The sequence below is a fragment of the Acidovorax sp. KNOB132 genome, assembly GCF_057541515.1.
This window is the reverse complement of record NZ_BAAJYT010000076.1, coordinates 1-17,044: the sequence shown is the minus strand read 5'-3', so window position 1 is coordinate 17,044 and position 17,044 is coordinate 1. Positions and strand designations below refer to the sequence as shown.

Below are 17,044 nucleotides of genomic sequence, written 5' to 3'. Positions count from 1 at the left end.
GCGCATGTTTCACTAGGGCGTTCTGCTACATTTTTAGTAGCAATATCCACGAAGCGCACGCGGTCGCCGGGCTGCAGCAGCGCCGGTACGGGGCGCCCCAGGTCCCACATGGCCGTGGGCGTGGTGCCGATGATCTGCCAGCCGCCCGGGCTGGCCTGCGGATAGACGCCGCTGAAGGTGCCCGCCAGCCCCACCGCGCCCGCCGGGATGCGGGTGCGCGGCGTGGTGCGGCGCGGCACGTTCAGGCTGGGGTGGCCGCCGGTGAGGTAGCCGAAGCCCGGCGCGAAGCCGGTGAACGCCACGGTGTATTCGCTGCCCGTGTGGCGCGCGATCACCTCTTCGGGGGTGATGCCCAGCATGTGCGCCACTTCGGCCAGGTCTTCCCCGTCGTAGTGCACGGGGATCTCGATCAGCGTGGTGCTGCGCTCGGCCTGCGCGCTCACGTCGCGCCGGGCGATGGCGTCCACCAGCGCGGGCAGCGACTGCACGGCGGGGCGGAAGTGGATGAGGATGGTGCGCGCGGCGGGCACCATTTCCTCGATGCCGTCGATGGGCTCGCGCCGCAGCGAGGCCAGCAGCGCCAGCGTCTGGTCGAGGTCGTCCAGCTCGACCATGACCGCATTCAGGTTGACGGGCAGAAAGCGCATCATGCGGGCTGCCCTGCGAACGACGTGATGGTCACGCCGGCCTGCTCAAAGCGCTGGCGCACCTGCTGCGCGATCGCGACGGCGTCGGGGCTGTCGCCGTGCACGCAGATCGAGTCGGCCCCGATGCGCACCTGGCTGCCGTCGATGGCCTCGATCACGCCGTCGGACACCAGGCGCAGCATGCGCTCGGCGATCAGCGCGGCGTCGTGCAGCACGGCGCCCTTTTCGCGGCGTGACACCAGCGTGCCGGCCGGGGTGTAGGCGCGGTCGGCAAAGGCTTCGGCCACCACGCGCAGGCCGGCGTCGCGCGCCCAGCCGATCAATGGCGAGCCGGCCAGCGCCACCAGCACCAGGCGGTCGTCGATCTCGCGCAGCGCGGTGATCACGTCGCGCGCCTGGCGGGCGTCGTGGGCGATGGTGTTGTAGAGCGCGCCGTGGGGCTTCACGTAGCGCACTTCGGTGCCGGCGCTTGGCCAGGCCCTGCAGCCGCGCCGTGTAGTGCGCCGCCACCGGTGCGCTGCCGGCCTGGGTGGCGATGGCCCGCGCCGCCAGCAGGCGCTCGGCCAGGGAGAGGCCCTCCAGCGCGGGATCGAACAGGCTGTCGTAGCTGCCCTGGGTGGCGGCGACCACCTTGTCGCGCTGGTGGCGCACGGCGTGCACGGGGTCGCCTGCGGTCAGCGGCACCAGGGTGTCCACCAGGTCGGGGGAAAGGGATGCATCGGTCATGGTCGGCTCCGGTGGGGCGGCCCGTCGGCCGCCAGGAATATCAGTGTTTTAGGGCTGCAGCACAGATTCTTCTAGGGCAGCTTGCCTCAAAAACGATAGCACCTGCCGCCACGAGTGTTCGTCGGCCCAGGCGTTGGGCGCGGGCGCGCCGCCGCCGGTGCTGAGCCGGCCCGAGACCGGGTGGGCGTACACGGTCTGCGTGGTGGGCAGGTAGGGAAACAAAATCGAATGCCCCGCGCCCGCGTAGTCGTACTGGGCCACCGGGTGCGGGTGCGCATGGGCCTTCAGCCGCTCCACGACCATGCGGCCGTAGCGCGACGAGGGCCAGGAGCCGTCGTCCTCGGCGGTCAGCAGCAGCACCGGGCCGCGGATGCGCTCCACGCGGATGCGGGCGCGCTCCACGGCCTCCTCGTCCTGCAGCGCGGTGAGCAGCGCGTTGGCATGGCGGCGCGGCTCGGGTCCCTCGTCCCACGGCGCCCAGGTGGCCGTGCGGTTGTTCTCCCACAGGTGCGGCAGCGGCTGGCCGCGGAAGATCCACGCCGGGCCGTTGCGGCTGTCGGGGCCGTTGGCGGGGTTGCAAGCGTTCTGCGCGCTGTGCACCACCGCGCCCGGCACGTAGCCGATGACGGCCGAGACCTGCTCCGGGAACAGCGTGCCCAGCAGCAGCACCAGCGTGCCCGCCTGGAGCAGCGACCGCCGCGTGGGTGGATGGGGAGGTGGCGCTTCGCTCATGCCTTCGATCCTTGTGCAAGGGTGCGGCCCGATGCGGTGCGGGCCTGCAGGGTGACGTGCCGCTTGCCATCATCCCCTGCTTCAATGTGTATAGCAAGGTCTTCAACGGGGATGAGCGCGGCGGCCTTTTCGGGCCATTCCGCGATCTTGAGTCCCGGCCCCGCGAAGATGTCGCGAAAGCCCGCGTCCTCCCACTCGCGCGGGTCGTTGAAGCGGTAGAAGTCGAAGTGCCAGATGGCCAGCCCCGGTGCCTCGTGCGGCTCCACCACGGCATAGGTCGGGCTCTTGATGCGGCCCTGCACGCCGAGCGCACGCAGCAGGTGGCGCACCAGCGTGGTCTTGCCGGCGCCCAGGTCGCCGTGCAAGGTGATGAAGGCGTTGGCGATCGGGGCTTGGGCGGCCAGCCGGGCGGCGAAGGCGGCGGTGTCTTCCTCGCTTTCCCAGCGCAGCGCGACGGGCGTGTCCGCGGGGGGGCTTTCTACAATCCGGGGGTGATGTTCAGCAGCAGTCAACTCGTTCCTCAAATGCAAGGCTGGGCCCGCGAATTGGGATTCTCCCAAATCGGCGTGGCCGGTGTGGATTTGTCGTCCGCAGAACCGGGGTTGATGCAGTGGCTGGCGCAAGGGTTCCATGGCGACATGCATTACATGCAAACCCACGGCCTGCGCCGCGCCCGGCCCGCCGAACTGGTGCCCGGCACCGTGAGCGTGATCACCGCGCGCATGGACTACCTGCCGCGCGACACGCCAGCCGGGCCCGCGCACGGCGCGCCGGGCGCCGGCCCTGGCTGGCAGGCCGTGGAGTTCGCGCGGCTGGAGCGCCCCTCCGAAGGCATCGTGTCGGTGTACGCCCGGGGGCGCGACTACCACAAGGTACTGCGCCAGCGGCTGCAGAAGCTGGCCGACCGCATCGGCGAGGCCGTGGGGCCGGTCGGGCACCGGGTGTTCACCGATTCGGCGCCCGTGCTGGAGGCGGAGCTGGCCAGCCGCAGCGGGCAGGGCTGGCGCGGCAAGCACACGCTGGTGCTCAACCGCGAGGCGGGCTCCATGTTCTTTCTGGGCGAGATCTATGTGGACATGCCGCTCGAGCCCAGCGCGCCCGTGACCGCGCATTGCGGCAGTTGCCAGGCGTGCATTGACGTGTGCCCCACGCAGGCCATCGTCGCGCCGCACCGGGTGGACGCCCGGCGTTGCATCTCTTACCTCACCATCGAACATGCGGGGCCGATTCCCGTCGAACTGCGCCGCCCGATGGGCAACCGCATCTACGGCTGCGACGATTGCCAGCTCATCTGCCCCTGGAACAAGTTCGCGCAGGTCAGCGGGCTGCCCGATTTCGACGCGCGGCCCGGCCTGGGCGGGCAGCAGCTCGCGCACCTGTTCGCCTGGGACGAGCCCACCTTCCTGCGCTTGACGGAAGGCGGCCCCATCCGCCGCATCGGCCACGAACGGTGGCTGCGCAACGTGGCCGTGGCGCTGGGCAATGCGCTGCATGCCACGGGGGACGCCGGCATCGAGGCCGCGCTGCAGTCCCGCGCCGCCGACGCCAGCGCCCTGGTGCGGGAGCACGTGGCCTGGGGCTTGGAGCAAAAACGGCCTCCAGCACAATAATTACTAGGGCATCGTGCTATCAAATAAATAGCATTCGCCTGTGGCAAAACGCCCGGGTGCAGGCGGGCTGCGGCTGGCCGACAATACCGGCCTGCCCATGATCCAAGCCCTGTGCCTTCTCATCGCCTTCCAGTTGCTCGGAGAGGCCACGGTGCGCCTGACGGGCTGGCCGTTGCCGGGCGCCCTGGTCGGCATGCTCTGGCTGCTGGCCTGGCTCGCCTGGCGGCGGCGCGTGCCTGAAGCGCTGGCCACCACCGCGTCCACCCTGCTGCAGCACATGATGCTGCTGTTCATCCCCACCGTCACCGGCGTGATGGTGCACTTCGGCCGGGTGGCGGACGAGTGGAAGCCCTTCCTCATCGCCTGCATCGTCGGTGCGGCGGTGACGATGGCCGTGACGGCCGTCACCCTGCATTGGCTGCTGTCGCGCGGTCGGCGCGCGGGTCCGCCGGCATGAAGGCGCCCGCATGACGGATCCCACCACCGGCCTGGCCGCGCTGGGGGCGCTGGAGCGCTCTCCGCTGACTTGGCTCACGCTCACGCTGCTGGCCTACCTCGCAGCGCTGTGGCTGTACCGGCGCAGCGGCCACAACCCGTTCCTGCTGCCCGTGCTCACGGCCGTGGTGGGCATCGTGTGCGTGCTGCTGGCGCTCGGCGTGCCGTACCCGGTGTACTTCGAGGGCGTGCAGCTGATCCATTTCTTCATCGGCCCGGCCACGGTGGCGCTGGCAGTGCCGCTGTACGGGCAACTGGGCCGGATCCGGCAGATCTGGCGGCCGGTGGCGATCGCGCTGCTCGCCGGATCGGTGGCGGCCATCGGGTCGGCCGTGCTCGTGGCGTGGGCGCTGGGCGGGTCGATGCAGACGCTGATGTCGCTTGCGCCCAAGTCGGCCACCATTCCCATCGCGACCGCCGTGGCCGAGCGGCTGGGCGGCATCGCATCGCTGGCGGCGGTGGCCGTGGCGGTCACCGGGATTGCCGGCGCGGTGATGGCCGGCCCGCTGCTGCGCGCGCTGCGGCTCGATGGCGACCCGGTGGTGCGCGGCTTCGCCGTGGGACTGACGGCGCATGCCATCGGCACGGCGCGCGAGTTGCAGACCCACGCCACCGCCGGCTCGTTCGCCGCGCTGGCCATGGCGCTCAACGGCATCGCCACGGCGCTGCTCATGCCGGCGATGGCGGCGCTTCTGCACTGGGCCGGCGTGTGGTGAGCGGCCCGTGGGCCGCATGGGTTTGTCAGCGCAGCACGGCGAGCGCGAAGGGCAGGCTGACCACCCCCAGCACGGTGGACAGCGTCACCAGCCCGGCCACGTAGGGCCCGTTGTAGCCCATGCGGGCCGCCAGCACGTAGCAGGTGGACGCGGTGGGCAGGGCGGAGAAGGCCATCAGCACCGTGGTCTGCACCCCGTCCAGCCGCAGCAGCCGCGCCATGCCGAACGCGATCACCGGCTGCACCAGGTGGCGGATCGCCAGCACCGATGCCGACAGCAGCTTTCCGCGCGTGAGCAGGCCGAACTGCATGCCCGCGCCGGCTGCCATGAGCCCGAGCGCGAGCGACGCCGCGCTGATGCGGCTCACCGTGGGCTCCATCCACACGGGAATGTGAAAGCCCAGCAGGTTGGCGGCCAGCCCCGATCCGGTGGCCACGATCAATGGATTGCGCAGCAGCTCCTTGAAAAAACCGTGCTGGCCCGCGCGCGCCATGGGCCACACCGCGGCCACGTTGAACAGCGGCACGCACACGCCGATCAGCACGGCGATGAGCAGCAGGCCCTGCGGGCCCGCCAGCCGTTCCGCCAGCGCCAGGCCCATGAAGGAATTGAAGCGGAACGCCACCTGGGCGCTGGCCGCGTGGTCGCGTGGGTCGATGCGGCCACGCAGGCCGGGCAGCCGCGGCAGGCTGTAGGCCAGCGCGATGCCGACCAGGCCCGTTGCCACGCCGGCACCGATCAGCCCCGAGGCCTCGCCGATCTGGATCGGGCTTTTGACGATGGACTGGAACAGCAGGATGGGAAAGAGCAGGTAGTACACCAGGCTTTCCACCGGCTGCCACACGGTGCGGTTAAGGGCCGTGTAGCGGCAGACCAGGTAACCGCACAGGATGAGGGCAAAGTCGGGAAGGAGGAGCTGCGCGTAATTCACGGCCCGCAGGATACCGCGCGGCCCGCCCCGGTGGCCGCCTGGGCCGGGCGCGGGTGACGCCTCAGGGACCGGGCCGCGCCGCGGCCCTGCCGCCCTCGACGATGGCCTCGATCACCTTTTGCAGCCCCCGGTTCATGGGCTTGTCGTGGCGGGTGATGAGGGCCTGGGTGCGGTACAGGGGCGGGTCCAGCGGCCGCAGTTCGAGGTCTTCATGGCGGCGGCTGTGGCCCGACAGCGCCATGCGCGGCAGGATGCCGCAGCCCAGGCCGGCCGCCACCATCGCCTTGATGGCCTCCACGCTGTCGAACTCCATGACGGGGGCGGGCGTGGGCAGGGTGCCGCCGGCGCTCAGCCAGTCGTCCACGATCCCGCGCGTGCTGCTGCCCGTCTCGAACTTCACCAGCGGGTGCTGGTTCATCATCTGCGCGGTGACCGCCCGCGGCCAGTGGCAGGTGCCTCGGCGGCAGATGGCCATGAGCTCGTCCTCCAGGATGGGGACCACGGCGACCGCACGCGAGACAATGGGCAGCGTCACGATGGCGGCATCGATCGAGTTGTCCTCGATGCGGCGCACGTAGTCCTCCGTGTTGCCCGTGCTCACGAGGATGCTCAGCGATGGAAAGCGCTTGCGCAGGTCCTGCAGGATGGGCGGCAGCAGGTACAGGCACGAGGTCAGGCCCGTGCCCAGCCGCACGCGCCCCGTCACCCCGGCCGAGTGGAAGGTGGCGGCGCTCACGGCATTGGCCACGGCGGCCGTCACATGCGGCACATGGGCCAGCAGATCCGCGCCAGCGGAGGTCGGGCCCACGCGGCGGCCCACCCGCTCGATGAGGCGCACCGACAGCCGGCGCTCCAGATTTCTCACCTGCAGGCTCACCGCGGGCTGGGTCACCCCCAGCCGTTGCGCCGCAGCAGAAAAACTCCCCAATTCCAGCACCAGCGCGAAGGTCCGTAATTGATCGAGATCCAAGGTACGTTCCATAGGCTTAGCTTATGTTTTGTATAAGACGGCAAATCTTCACTTATGGATTGAATGCCGTCAATATTCATCCCGTGCAAAAAATTCCAGAGACTTGAATAAAAGCCGGGAGGGGAGGAGCAAGCTGCTATCGGTGCGCACTGGCGCACCGATAGCGCCTTGTATTTGTCGGCTGCAATGATTGATGGCGCATGGCCTCAAAAAACCTGATATCCATCGAAGACCTTTCGCGCAGCGAAATCGAGACGCTGTTTTCCGATGTCGACGACATTCGGCGGTTTCCCGGGGAATTTGGAAATGCGCTGGCCGGAAAAATCGTTTTCACCCTGTTTTGCCAGCCCAGTACGCGAACGCGGCTGAGTTTCGAATCCGCGGCCTACCGCCTCGGCGCGCGCGTGCTGAGCGTTTGCGACATGCACAGCACCCGCCAACCCCTGGGCGAGAGCCTGCTCGACACCACCCGCATGGCCGGCTACTACTCCGACGCGCTGGTCGCGCGGCACGCCGACCATGGCGTGATGGAGCAGATCAAGGGCACCCTCGATGTGCCGCTGATCAATGCCGGCGAAGGGCTCGCCCGGCACCCCACCCAGACGCTGATTGACCTTTACACCGCCCGCGAGCATTTCGACACCCTCGATGGTCTGCGCGTGGGGCTGGTGGGCGGCCTGCGCTACTCGCGTGCGGTGAAGTCGCTGCTGGTCGGCCTCGGGCAGTTCCGCGACGTCGAGCTGCATGCCGTCGATGCCGCCAGCGAAGCGGACGACGGCAGCCCTTTGCCGGCCGACCTCGCCGCTGCGGCGCGCCGCCCCATCCATCTGCACGATTCGGTGCAGGCCATGCTGGGCCATGTCGATCTGCTGTACGTCGTGCGCGTGCAGCGCGAGATGTTCAGCGACGCCGCGCTGTACCAGCGCCAGCTGGACAAATGCCGCGTGCACCGCGCGCTGCTGGCCAAGGCGCCACCGTGGCTGGCGGTCATGCATTGCCTGCCTCGCACGGACGAGCTGGACACCGACGTGGACCCGACCCCGCAAAACAAGTATTTCCTGCAGGCCGCGTACGGCGTGCCGCTGCGCATGGCCGTGCTGCGGCGCTACATGACGCAGCCGCTGGGGGGAGGAAGCGGCGGCAACGGCGGTGGTGGCGCCAGGGGGCTGGCGGCGGATGCGCTGTCGCGCCGTGCGATCGACGTGCTCAGCAACGACGAGTTGTCCCTCGCATGGTGATGCTCTGCGCAATGGCCCTGATGGGGCTCGTTGTGGGTGGCGTGGCCGTGACGGTCGGAGGGGGCGTCACCATCGGCGTGCCGTTGCTGCTGCTGATGGGGCATTCCGCCGCCGCGGCCATCGCCACCGTGAAGTTCGCGCTCGTGGGCTCGTTCTTCACCGGCACGCTGGCCCACCGCCGTGGCGTGGCGGCCCCGGTGCGCATTCCCTGGGTGCTCTGGCCCCTGGCGGCAGCGGGGTCCGTGATGGGCTCGCTGATCGTCACCGGGGTCGATGACCGGGTGCTGCGCATCATCGTCGCCACCATGATGGCCGTGGTGTTGTGGATCACCTACCGGACGGATTTTTCCGCACGCGCCGCCACCTCGGCGCCAGCCGCGCGGCTGCCCCTGGCCGGCATCGCCACGGTGTTCGCGCTGTGCGTGTATTCGGGATTTTTCGGCGCGGGCTTCGGCACCTTTCTCATCTTTGCGCTGATGCATTTTTTCGGCCTGTCGTTTTCCGACAGCGCTTCGGTCATGACGCGCCTCAACCTGCTCGTGGTGGGCTCGTCCGTGACGACCTTCATCACCCACGGTGCGGTCGATTTCCAGTGGGGCATTCCACTCTTCATCGGCTGCGCCCTGGGCGGTGTGATGGGCGCCTGGGTGGCCCGGGTGCTGTCGCCCGAGCGCATGAAAACCGTGTTCCTGGCAGGCACGATGCTGGTCGGCGTCAAGCTGATCTGGGACGCGATGGCGTGATGCCGTACCGTCCTCCGCATGGGGCCCGTCCGGCCCGTGCTTCTGACTTGCAAGGAGCAACGCCACCCACTCAACGACGTCACTGAACCCTTCTCCTGCCAACGGGAACCGCCCTTGCGCGTGCGGGAAATCCCTCACTGTGGACTGCCATGCGGACCACGATCGGCGTGCGTCAGCGATTAGGATGCACACCATCGTTTTCATCGTGTTCAAGCAGTACAAGGAGACTTCTATGCAGCGCCGAAACTGGCTGGGTCTGGCCGTCCTCGTGGCCACGGGCAGTGCCATGGCCCAGAGCTATCCCACCAAACCGATCCGGCTGGTGGTGCCCTTTGCTCCTGGGGGGACGACTGACATCATCGCCCGCGTGATCTCCGATCCGCTGTCGCGCGCGCTGGGCCAGCCCGTGATCGTGGACAATCGCGCGGGCGGCGGTGGTGTGGTCGGCGCGGCCGAGACGGCCAAGCGACGCCGGACGGCTATGCCCTGGGCATCGCCACCGTGTCCACCACGGCGGCCAATCCGGCGATCAACCCCAAGACGCCCTACAACCCGCTGACGGACTTCACGCCGATCATCAACATCGCCGCAACGCCCAACATCATCGCGGTGAACCCCAGCTTTCCAGCCAAGGACTACAAGAGCTTCGCCGCCGAGATCAAGAAGGTGCCGGGCAAGTATTCGTACTCGTCGTCCGGCACGGGCGGCATCGGCCATCTGCAGATGGAGCTGTACAAGAGCCTGACCGACACCTTCGTCACGCACATTCCCTACCGCGGCGCGGGCCCGGCCTTGAACGACACGGTGGCCGGCCAGGTGCCGATGATCTTCGACAACCTGCCTTCGGCGCTGGCCTTCATCAAGGATGGCCGCCTGGTGCCCATCGTGGTCGCCGCGCCCCAGCGCGTGGCCGCGCTGCCCAATGTGCCCACCTTCAAGGAAGTGGGCCTGGAACCGGTGAACCGCATGGCCTACTACGGCATCCTGGGCCCCAAGAATCTGCCCAAGGACGTGGTGGACAAGATCAACGCCGGCGTGCGCAAGGCGCTGGAAGATCCGGCCGTGCGCAAGCGCATCGAGGACACCGGCTCGATCATCATCGGCAACACGCCCGAGCAGTTCGCCGAGCAGATCAAGGCCGAGTTCGAGGTCTACAAGACCGTGGTGCAAAAGCAGAAGCTGTCGCTCGACTGAGCCAGCGCGTCTTCGCTTGCTCAGACCAGGCCCGCCGGCACCGCCCGCGGGCCTTTTTTTTATCGTGCTATGGTTTTGCGATGCTGCCCGAAAGCCAGACCTCCATCGACACCTTCATCGACGCGCTGTGGCTGGAGGACGGTCTCTCGCGCAACACCCTGGCGGCCTACCGGCGCGACATGACGCTGTATGCCCAGTGGCTGGCGGAGCAACCGTCCGCGCTGGCCATCGACAGCACGCAGGAACACCACCTGCAGGGTTATTTCGCGGCCCGCCATGCGCAGACCCGGGCCACCTCGGCCAATCGGCGCCTGACCGTGCTGCGCCGCTATTTCCACTGGGCGCTGCGCGAGCGGCGCATCGCGGCCGATCCCACGGTCCGGCTGCAGGCTGCGCGCCAGCCGCTGCGCGTGCCGAAGACGCTCTCGCAAGCCCATGTGGAGGCCCTGCTGCGCGCCCCGGACACCGGCCACCCGTTGGGGCTGCGGGATCGCGCCATGCTGGAGCTGATGTACGCCAGCGGGTTGCGCGTGACCGAGCTGGTCACGCTCAAGACCTTCCAGGTGGGCCTGCGCGAAGGCGTGCTGCGGGTGATGGGCAAGGGCGGCAAGGAGCGGCTGGTGCCCTTCGGCGACGAGGCGGCGGCATGGCTGGAGCGCTACCTGGGCGAGGCGCGCGCGGCCATCCTGGGCGGGCAGCAGACCGACGATCTTTTCGTGACGCAGCGCGGCGCGGGCATGACCCGGGCGATGTTCTGGGTCATCGTGAAAAAGCAGGCGCATGCGGCGGGCATCACCGTGCCGCTGTCGCCGCACACGCTGCGCCATGCCTTCGCCACGCACCTGCTCAACCACGGGGCGGACCTGCGCGTGGTGCAGCTGCTGCTGGGGCATGCGGATATCTCTACCACCACCATCTACACCCACGTGGCGCGCGAGCGGCTCAAGGCGCTGCACGCGCAGCACCATCCCCGCGGATAGTTGGGTGCCGGGAAGCGGGTGGGAGCTGCGCAGGGCGCGGACAATCGCGGTTTCCTTTTGTGCACCCGGAGTCTTTGCATGACCGATCTTTCCCGCCGGCAATGGATGCTGGCCGCCAGCTGTTCCTGGCTGTCCACGCTGCCGTTCGCAGCCCACGCCCAGCAGGCAGCCGCCTGGCCGTCCCGTCCCATCCGCATCGTGGTGGCCTATCCCGCCGGCGGGGTGAGCGACGTGGTTGCCCGGGCCCTGGGCGACAAGCTGTCGGCCCAGCTGGGCACTTCAGTGGTGGTGGACAACAAGGCCGGGGCGGGCGGCTCCATCGGCATGGATGCCGTGGCCAAGGCGGCGCCGGACGGCTACACGCTGGGCTTTTCGTCCATCAGCCCGCTGGTCCTGAACCCGCACCTGGGCAAATCGCCGTTCGATCCGGCCAAGGACATCGCGCCGGTGGCCAGCGTGATGGTCTCTCCCGTGCTGCTGCTGGGCACGCCCGCCAGCCAGGCCAAGGATTTCCGCCAGTTGCTCGCCACTGCGAAGGCGCAGCCAGGAGCGGTGCGATGGGCCACCTCGGGGCTGGCGTCGCTCGGGCACATCATGCTGGAGCAGATCATGCAGTCCACCCAGGCGCAGATCACGCATGTGCCTTACAAGGGCGGCGGCCAGCAGCTCAACGATGCGCTCAGCGGGCAGTTCGAAGTGCTGTCCACCAATGCCGGGCCTGCGGTGATGCAGCACATCCAGGCCGGCAAGCTGCGCGCGCTGGCCGTGGGTGCGCCCGCCCGGCTCGACACTTTGCCCGACGTGCCTACCCTGGCCGAATTGGGCATTCCGGCCGCCAACGTGAGTTCGCTGTTTGGCGTGTTCGCGCCGGCGCGCACGCCGCGCCAATCCTGGAGCGTTTGAATGCCGAGATCAATCGCGCCCTGGCCCTGCCGGATTTGCGCGCCCGGCTCGAAGCCACCGACAACGTGCCCCAAGGGGGCAAGGCGGCTGACTTTGTGCGGCAGATTGCCGAGGAGTCGCAGAACAACGCCCGCATCATCCGCGCGGCGGGCATTCAGATGAACTGATGCGGCTGTCAGGAGGTGGCGGGGTCGTTTGGCTGAGCATGCGCGACGCTCACTCCGCTACGCAGCTGCGCGCGGGCCGGTAGAAGGAGCGCGAACGGCGCTTTCTGGTTCATTCTCCGCGCCGCGTCCCCAGAACAAGTCTTCTTGAGCTGGATCGCTGGAGAAGAGACGAACTTCGGCGATCTGGCTGTGCTCGATGCGGATCAGATCGACCCCCGGCTGCTTCAACTTGACGCCGTTGGCCTCGCCAGCGAACTCCAGCGTCACGGCAACCCAGTCGCCATTGGCCATGTAGTGACTGGCGTGGGTGATCGTGAAGGTGCCTTTGGAGATTTCCATCATCTTGCCCAGCATCGGACCGACTTGCGCCATGCCGCGATGCGTTCCGGAAAACTGATGATTGCCTGGCTGGTGCCAGATCACATCGGGAGAAATCAGTCGGATCAATGCCGTCTGATCGCCCGTCTGGACCGCATGAATATAGGCCTTGGAAATGTCGATGCCAGTCATGAAAAATCACCTTTCAATAAAATATGAATGGTGATTGTTGGACAAATAAAGACCATTTGCTCGATGTTATTGGGACAATAAATGGTATTTTTGGGACATTCATGCAAAAGGCGAGGCAAGTGATGTCGAAGGTGGCGAGTGTTCCAAAAGGGATGATCAATGCGGGTATCCCGCGGCTGAAGTACGACCCCACGGCGCCCTACCGGCTCGATCTGGAGGTCTATCCGGCGGGTGATCTATGGCGCCGCGGCGGCAAGGAAAAAGTGCAAACGACCCATCGCTACGACTTTTTCATGCTGGTGTGCATCACGCAAGGAGAGTGCGTTCAATGGGTGGATTTCCAGCCGTTTGCCTGCGAACAAGGAACGTTTTTGATTGTTCGACCAGGTCAGGCCCATAACCTCGGGAGCGATGAAGACTGGGAGGGTTGGATCGTCCTGTTTCGCTCGGAGTTTGCGATGCCCGTATCTGCTGCATCGGGCGACCCCGCACTCGTGTCGGATCGGGTCGGGTTGCCGGAAAAGCTGCTTCTGGACCAGGATCAGTTGAGAACGGTGAGTCGCTCGATTCAGCAGATGTACGAGGACGCGCACCTCGAGGCTTCCCTCGATCACGTGCACGCTCTGCTGCGCCATCAACTTCACGCCCTGCTGGCACGATTGAGCCTTCTGAAAGGAAGGCAGCGGCCGTTGGATGAGCCGCCGGTTTCCGCTGCGTCACAGCGCTTCCAACGGTTTCAGGCGCTGGTTGAAGAGCGCTTTGCGAATTGGCATCAGGTGGCCGATTACGCCAGTCACCTCGGATATACAGAAAAGAGTCTGGGCCGGTCTTTGGCCGCCGCTACAGGCATGACCGCCAAAGGGTGGATCGCGGCACGGATCAATCTCGAAGCCAAGCGGCTGCTGGTGCACACGGACTTGCCCATTGGCGCCATTGCCGACAGGCTGGGCTTTGACGAGGCGACCAACTTCACCAAATTCTTCAAACGCGAAGTGCGCTGTTCTCCTGCGGAGTTTCGTCGCAGGCAACGGGGTGAAAGCCCACTGTTACACGCTGGTTAGAACGTGGAACCAGCCCCGGCCCGGCCTGGACCGACCGGGGGCCTTACCGCTCACTCGCCCAGGCTTTCCGCCCAGGTCAGCGCCTGCAGGTGGGCCCAGTTCACCTGTCGGTTGGACAGGTGCAGCGCGTCGGCCGAGCGAGCGAACGCCACCTCGTCGCCGCTTTCGCAGGCCTTGGTGAGTTCCAGGAACGGCGCGAACACGCCGGTGTTGTGCAGCAGCGCATCGATCACGGGCTGGGGCAGGGCGACGGAGTCGAGCGCCTTTTCCAGCGGAACGCCCAGCATGGTGTCCAGCAGCGAGAACACGCCGACCACGAAGGCGTTGTCGCACTCCTCGGGCGGCAGCAGTTCCGCGGCGAGCAGCTCCATGAGGCGGCCGCGCACCACGGCGGTCTGGCCCACGGCGGGTGGAGAGCCGCCGGCGCGCGAGGTGGTCATGAGCAGCGCCGCCCAGCGGAACAGCTTCTTGAGCCCCAGGATCATGACGGCGTGCCGGAACGAGGTGACCTCGCACGACAGGCCGAAGCCCGACGAGTTGATGAACCGCAGCAGGTTGAAGGACAGCGTGGGGTCCTTCTTGAGCAGCTCCTCGATCTCCGCCGTGCTGGCCTGCTTTCGCACCAGGTTGATGAGCTGGATGATCGTCGCCTGCGAAGGCCGGATGGTCTGGGCCTTCACCAGCGCGGGCTGGGCGAACCAGTAGCCCTGGAACAGCTTCACGCCCAGGGCGGACATGCGCTCGTGCTGCTCGGCGGTCTCGACCTTTTCGGCCACCAGCGTGGCCTTGGAGTTGGCGCGCGCGAACTTCACCAGGGGCTCGGCCAGCTCGGCCCGGAAGGCCTGCATGTCCAGCTTGACGAAGGCGGCCAGCGGCAGCCAGCTGGCATAGGTGCGGCGCAGCACGTTCTGGTTGAAGGCGAGGCGAAAGCCCCGCGTGCGCAGGCCTTCGAGCGTGGACACGCGCCCTTCGATCTCTTCGGCCGTGGCGCCGTCGGCCAAGGGCGGTACTTCCAGCACCACCTTTTCGGGGTGGATCAGTTCGAGGTGGCCGCCGGCCAGGCTTTCGTGCGTGCAGTTGATGAACACCGTCTTCTTGCCCACCAGGGCCTCGGTGCCCGCATACGACAGGGCATTGAAGAGCAGGGCGGCATCGCTGGCCGCAGTGTGGGCATCGGAGGCGGTGGAACGGTCGAACAGCTCGTAGCCGAAAACGGCACGCTGCTCATCCACGATCGCCTGGCGCGCAATGATCGCCAGGTTGCTCGAGTCCTCGTCCTCCCCTTGCGGGGCGGTGTTCTCGAAAGCCGGTACGTTGTCTGAGTTGCTCGACATGGAGGGTCTGCGTCAGTGAGTGGGATGAATTCGGTGACCTTACCACCAGAGCCGCACGCTGTCGCCCACTCTGGGGCTCATTCCGTCAACTGGTCCGCCCAGGCCAGTGCCTGCAAATGGGCCATGTTGATTTGCTGGCTGGACAGTTGCAGCGAACTGGCGGCCTGATCGAAGGCGGCGTCGTCGCTGGATTCGCAGGCTTCGGCCAGCCGCAGCAGTTCGCCCAGCGTGCCGGCGCGGTGCAGCAGGGCGTCCGACACGGTGCCGGGCACGTGCAGCAGCCCCACAGCGGATTCCATGGGCATGCTCAGCATGCGGTCGAGCATCGAGAAGATGCCCACCACGAAGGCCTGATCGGCGTCTTCCTGCGACATGGTCTCCAGGGCCAGCAGCTCCATCAACCGACCACGCACCACGGCCGTGTGGCCGACGGCGGCGGAGATGCCGCCACCGCGCGAGGCGGTGAGCAGCAGCGCGGCCCAGCGAAAGAGCTTCTTGAGTCCCATGAGCATCACGGCCTGCCGGAACGAGGTGATCTCGCGGGAGAGCCCGAAACCCGACGAATTGATGAGCCGCATCAGGTTGAATGCCAGGCCCGCGTCCTTCTTGAGAACCTCTTCGATTTCGTCCGTGCTGGCCTGCTGGCGCACGAGGTTGATGAGCTGGATGATGCTGCTTTGCGCGGGGGTGAGCAGCTTGGCCTCCACCAGCGAGGGGCGGGAGAACCAATACCCCTGGAACAGCTGCACCCCCTTGCTGGAGGCCATGTCGTACTGCTTGGCCGTCTCCACCTTCTCGGCGATCAGCTCGGCCTTGGAGTGCCGCCCGGCATATTTGATGAGCACGGCCAACTGGTCCGGCGCCAGTACGGACAGGTCGAGCTTGATGTAGTCGGCCAGTGGCAGCCACGGTGCATAGGCCGATTCCAGCACCGTGTGGTTGAAGGCCAGGTGGAAGCCCCGCTCGCGCAGGCCCGACAGGATCGGCAGCCGCGTACTCACCTCTTCGGCGGCCGCGTGGCCCAGGGGCGGGATCTCCAGCACGACCTTGTCGGGATCGACCAGCTCCAGGTGGCCGCCGGACAGGCTCTCGTGCGTGCAGTTGACGAAGATGAGCTTCTTGCCCACCAGTTCCTCGCTGCCGGCGTGCGACAGCGCGGTGAACACCAGGAACACGTCCGTTGCCGCCGTGTGGCCATGGCCGGAGCGCGAGCGGTTGAAGAGTTCATAGCCCACCACGGCCTGCTGCCCGTTCATGATCGCCTGGCGGGCGATCATGGCGCCGGCAGGGCTGCTCTCGGGGGCAATGGACGGGGAATTGCCGGCGACAGGCGTGTGGGGCATGGATGGCAAACGGAAGGCGATCGGTGGAAGGGCCGCGTCCCTTCGGCAAAGGGGTTGCGGGGCTTGGGCGCATTGTAGGAAAGAACGGCTGCCCACGCGGCCGGGTCAGCCATGCTGCAGCCACTCCATTTCGGCGTCGCTGAAGCCCGCCGCGCGGCGTGCATCGGCGTTGAACGGCGGTTTCAGGCGTGGCGCCTCGTAGCGCCGGACCAGGAGGGCGTAGTGCGCCATCGGGTCCAGCCCTTCCCGATCGCACAGGAAGCGATACCAATGGTTACCAATCGCCACATGCCCGACCTCCTCGCGCAGGATGATGTCCAGGATGTCCACAGCCGCCAGCGCGTCGGCGGTGCCCACCTGCCGCAGTTTGCGCTGGATCAGCGGTGTGGCGTCCAGGCCGCGGGCCTCGAGCGTGCGCGGCACCAGGGCCATGCGCGCGACGATGTCGCCCGCGGTCTTCTCGCACATGGTCCACAGGCCCTGGTGGGCGGGAAAATCGCCGTAGTCGTGCCCCATGCTTCGCAGGTGTTCGCGCAGCAATCCGAAGTGCTTGGCCTCTTCGGCCGCCACCCGCAGCCAGTCGAGGTAGAAGTCCGGCGGCATGCCGTCGAAGCGCCACACCGCGTCGAGGGCGAGGTTGATGGCGTTGAATTCGATGTGCGCGATGGCGTGCATCAGCACCGCGCGGCCCTCGTGCGTGGCCGGCGAGCGGCGCGCCACCTCGGTGTGGCGCAGCAGGGGCGG

General features: G+C 67.4%; 16 protein-coding genes and 3 pseudogenes. 9 read left to right on the top strand and 10 right to left on the bottom strand.

Features of this window, described 5'->3' with window-relative positions; all coding sequences use genetic code 11:
- From pxpB to tsaE, 4 genes and pseudogenes are all read right to left on the bottom strand, one after another.
- A partial coding sequence (gene pxpB / locus AC27IO_RS12375) for a 5-oxoprolinase subunit PxpB (protein ID WP_498739098.1) occupies positions 1-647 on the bottom strand: 647 nt, incomplete at its 3' end.
- Positions 647-1,117 (bottom strand): annotated as a pseudogene (locus AC27IO_RS12370) (LamB/YcsF family protein); the annotation flags it as partial. The pseudogene AC27IO_RS12370 and the gene pxpB, both read right to left, overlap by 1 nt.
- Before the next feature lie 304 nt (positions 1,118-1,421).
- Positions 1,422-2,105: an acyl-CoA thioester hydrolase/BAAT C-terminal domain-containing protein gene (locus AC27IO_RS12365; RefSeq protein ID WP_498739097.1), complete on the bottom strand. Its 684-nt coding sequence runs from the start codon at positions 2,103-2,105 to the stop codon at positions 1,422-1,424.
- Positions 2,102-2,617: a tRNA (adenosine(37)-N6)-threonylcarbamoyltransferase complex ATPase subunit type 1 TsaE gene (gene tsaE, locus AC27IO_RS12360; RefSeq protein WP_498739096.1), complete on the bottom strand. Its 516-nt coding sequence runs from the start codon at positions 2,615-2,617 to the stop codon at positions 2,102-2,104. The genes AC27IO_RS12365 and tsaE overlap by 4 nt, the downstream gene beginning before the upstream one ends.
- A 12-nt stretch (positions 2,618-2,629) precedes the next feature.
- Here tsaE and queG point away from each other — a divergent pair, with 12 nt between their 5' ends.
- From queG to AC27IO_RS12345, 3 genes are all read left to right on the top strand, one after another.
- A complete protein-coding gene (queG, locus tag AC27IO_RS12355; protein ID WP_498739095.1) occupies positions 2,630-3,715 on the top strand; it encodes a tRNA epoxyqueuosine(34) reductase QueG in 1,086 nt (361 codons plus the stop codon).
- Between the two features lie 97 nt (positions 3,716-3,812).
- A complete protein-coding gene (locus AC27IO_RS12350) occupies positions 3,813-4,172 on the top strand; it encodes a CidA/LrgA family protein (protein ID WP_498739094.1) in 360 nt (119 codons plus the stop codon).
- A gap of 10 nt (positions 4,173-4,182) precedes the next feature.
- Positions 4,183-4,926, top strand: coding sequence for an LrgB family protein (locus AC27IO_RS12345; protein WP_284430126.1), 744 nt, complete (start codon positions 4,183-4,185; stop codon positions 4,924-4,926).
- Positions 4,927-4,951: 25 nt separating this feature from the next.
- Here AC27IO_RS12345 and AC27IO_RS12340 read toward each other — a convergent pair whose 3' ends face one another.
- Entirely contained in the window at positions 4,952-5,869 is a 918-nt protein-coding gene (locus tag AC27IO_RS12340) for an AEC family transporter (protein ID WP_284430249.1), read from the bottom strand.
- 49 nt (positions 5,870-5,918) lie between these two features.
- Complete coding sequence (locus tag AC27IO_RS12335; protein ID WP_284406014.1) at positions 5,919-6,839, bottom strand: LysR family transcriptional regulator; 921 nt, start codon at positions 6,837-6,839, stop codon at positions 5,919-5,921.
- Between the two features lie 188 nt (positions 6,840-7,027).
- On the opposite strand from AC27IO_RS12335, the gene pyrB reads away from it, so the two are divergent.
- The 5 genes and pseudogenes from pyrB (at position 7,028) to AC27IO_RS12310 (ending at position 12,052) form a co-directional block, all read left to right on the top strand.
- A complete protein-coding gene (pyrB, locus tag AC27IO_RS12330) occupies positions 7,028-8,065 on the top strand; it encodes an aspartate carbamoyltransferase (RefSeq protein WP_498739093.1) in 1,038 nt (345 codons plus the stop codon).
- 20 nt (positions 8,066-8,085) lie between these two features.
- Complete coding sequence (locus AC27IO_RS12325; RefSeq protein ID WP_317359460.1) at positions 8,086-8,808, top strand: sulfite exporter TauE/SafE family protein; 723 nt, start codon at positions 8,086-8,088, stop codon at positions 8,806-8,808.
- A 232-nt stretch (positions 8,809-9,040) separates the two neighbouring features.
- Positions 9,041-10,002, top strand: a pseudogene (locus AC27IO_RS12320) (tripartite tricarboxylate transporter substrate binding protein BugE).
- A gap of 80 nt (positions 10,003-10,082) precedes the next feature.
- Entirely contained in the window at positions 10,083-10,982 is a 900-nt protein-coding gene (xerD, locus tag AC27IO_RS12315; protein ID WP_317359465.1) for a site-specific tyrosine recombinase XerD, read from the top strand.
- 78 nt (positions 10,983-11,060) lie between these two features.
- Positions 11,061-12,052 (top strand): annotated as a pseudogene (locus AC27IO_RS12310) (Bug family tripartite tricarboxylate transporter substrate binding protein).
- 57 nt (positions 12,053-12,109) lie between these two features.
- Here the strand turns inward: AC27IO_RS12310 and AC27IO_RS12305 are convergent.
- Complete coding sequence (locus AC27IO_RS12305) at positions 12,110-12,562, bottom strand: nuclear transport factor 2 family protein (RefSeq protein ID WP_284430133.1); 453 nt, start codon at positions 12,560-12,562, stop codon at positions 12,110-12,112.
- 122 nt (positions 12,563-12,684) lie between these two features.
- Between AC27IO_RS12305 and AC27IO_RS12300 the strand changes: the two genes are divergently transcribed.
- On the top strand, positions 12,685-13,623 hold the full coding sequence (locus AC27IO_RS12300; protein WP_498739092.1) for an AraC family transcriptional regulator: 939 nt from the start codon (positions 12,685-12,687) through the stop codon (positions 13,621-13,623).
- Between the two features lie 50 nt (positions 13,624-13,673).
- Here the strand turns inward: AC27IO_RS12300 and AC27IO_RS12295 are convergent, their stop codons facing one another.
- The 3 genes from AC27IO_RS12295 to AC27IO_RS12285 all read right to left on the bottom strand — a co-directional run.
- Positions 13,674-14,957, bottom strand: a complete 1,284-nt coding sequence (locus AC27IO_RS12295; protein ID WP_284395463.1) for an EAL and HDOD domain-containing protein — start codon at positions 14,955-14,957, stop codon at positions 13,674-13,676.
- A gap of 77 nt (positions 14,958-15,034) precedes the next feature.
- Positions 15,035-16,300: an EAL and HDOD domain-containing protein gene (locus tag AC27IO_RS12290; RefSeq protein ID WP_284430136.1), complete on the bottom strand. Its 1,266-nt coding sequence runs from the start codon at positions 16,298-16,300 to the stop codon at positions 15,035-15,037.
- 105 nt (positions 16,301-16,405) lie between these two features.
- Positions 16,406-17,044 (bottom strand): ferritin-like domain-containing protein (locus tag AC27IO_RS12285; protein ID WP_498739091.1); only part of this gene is annotated, 639 nt, incomplete at its 5' end.

Bases quoted from the DNA above. Each gene is read 5' to 3' on its own strand.
- AC27IO_RS12365 (WP_498739097.1), bottom strand. From the start codon at position 2,105: ATGAGCGAAGCGCCACCTCCCCATCCACCCACGCGGCGGTCGCTGCTC.
- queG (WP_498739095.1), top strand. From the start codon at position 2,630: ATGCAAGGCTGGGCCCGCGAATTGGGATTCTCCCAAATCGGCGTGGCC.
- AC27IO_RS12350 (WP_498739094.1), top strand. From the start codon at position 3,813: ATGATCCAAGCCCTGTGCCTTCTCATCGCCTTCCAGTTGCTCGGAGAG.
- AC27IO_RS12345 (WP_284430126.1), top strand. From the start codon at position 4,183: ATGACGGATCCCACCACCGGCCTGGCCGCGCTGGGGGCGCTGGAGCGC.
- AC27IO_RS12335 (WP_284406014.1), bottom strand. From the start codon at position 6,839: ATGGAACGTACCTTGGATCTCGATCAATTACGGACCTTCGCGCTGGTG.
- pyrB (WP_498739093.1), top strand. From the start codon at position 7,028: ATGGCCTCAAAAAACCTGATATCCATCGAAGACCTTTCGCGCAGCGAA.
- AC27IO_RS12325 (WP_317359460.1), top strand. From the start codon at position 8,086: ATGGGGCTCGTTGTGGGTGGCGTGGCCGTGACGGTCGGAGGGGGCGTC.
- xerD (WP_317359465.1), top strand. From the start codon at position 10,083: ATGCTGCCCGAAAGCCAGACCTCCATCGACACCTTCATCGACGCGCTG.
- AC27IO_RS12305 (WP_284430133.1), bottom strand. From the start codon at position 12,562: ATGACTGGCATCGACATTTCCAAGGCCTATATTCATGCGGTCCAGACG.
- AC27IO_RS12300 (WP_498739092.1), top strand. From the start codon at position 12,685: ATGTCGAAGGTGGCGAGTGTTCCAAAAGGGATGATCAATGCGGGTATC.
- AC27IO_RS12295 (WP_284395463.1), bottom strand. From the start codon at position 14,957: ATGTCGAGCAACTCAGACAACGTACCGGCTTTCGAGAACACCGCCCCG.
- AC27IO_RS12290 (WP_284430136.1), bottom strand. From the start codon at position 16,300: ATGCCCCACACGCCTGTCGCCGGCAATTCCCCGTCCATTGCCCCCGAG.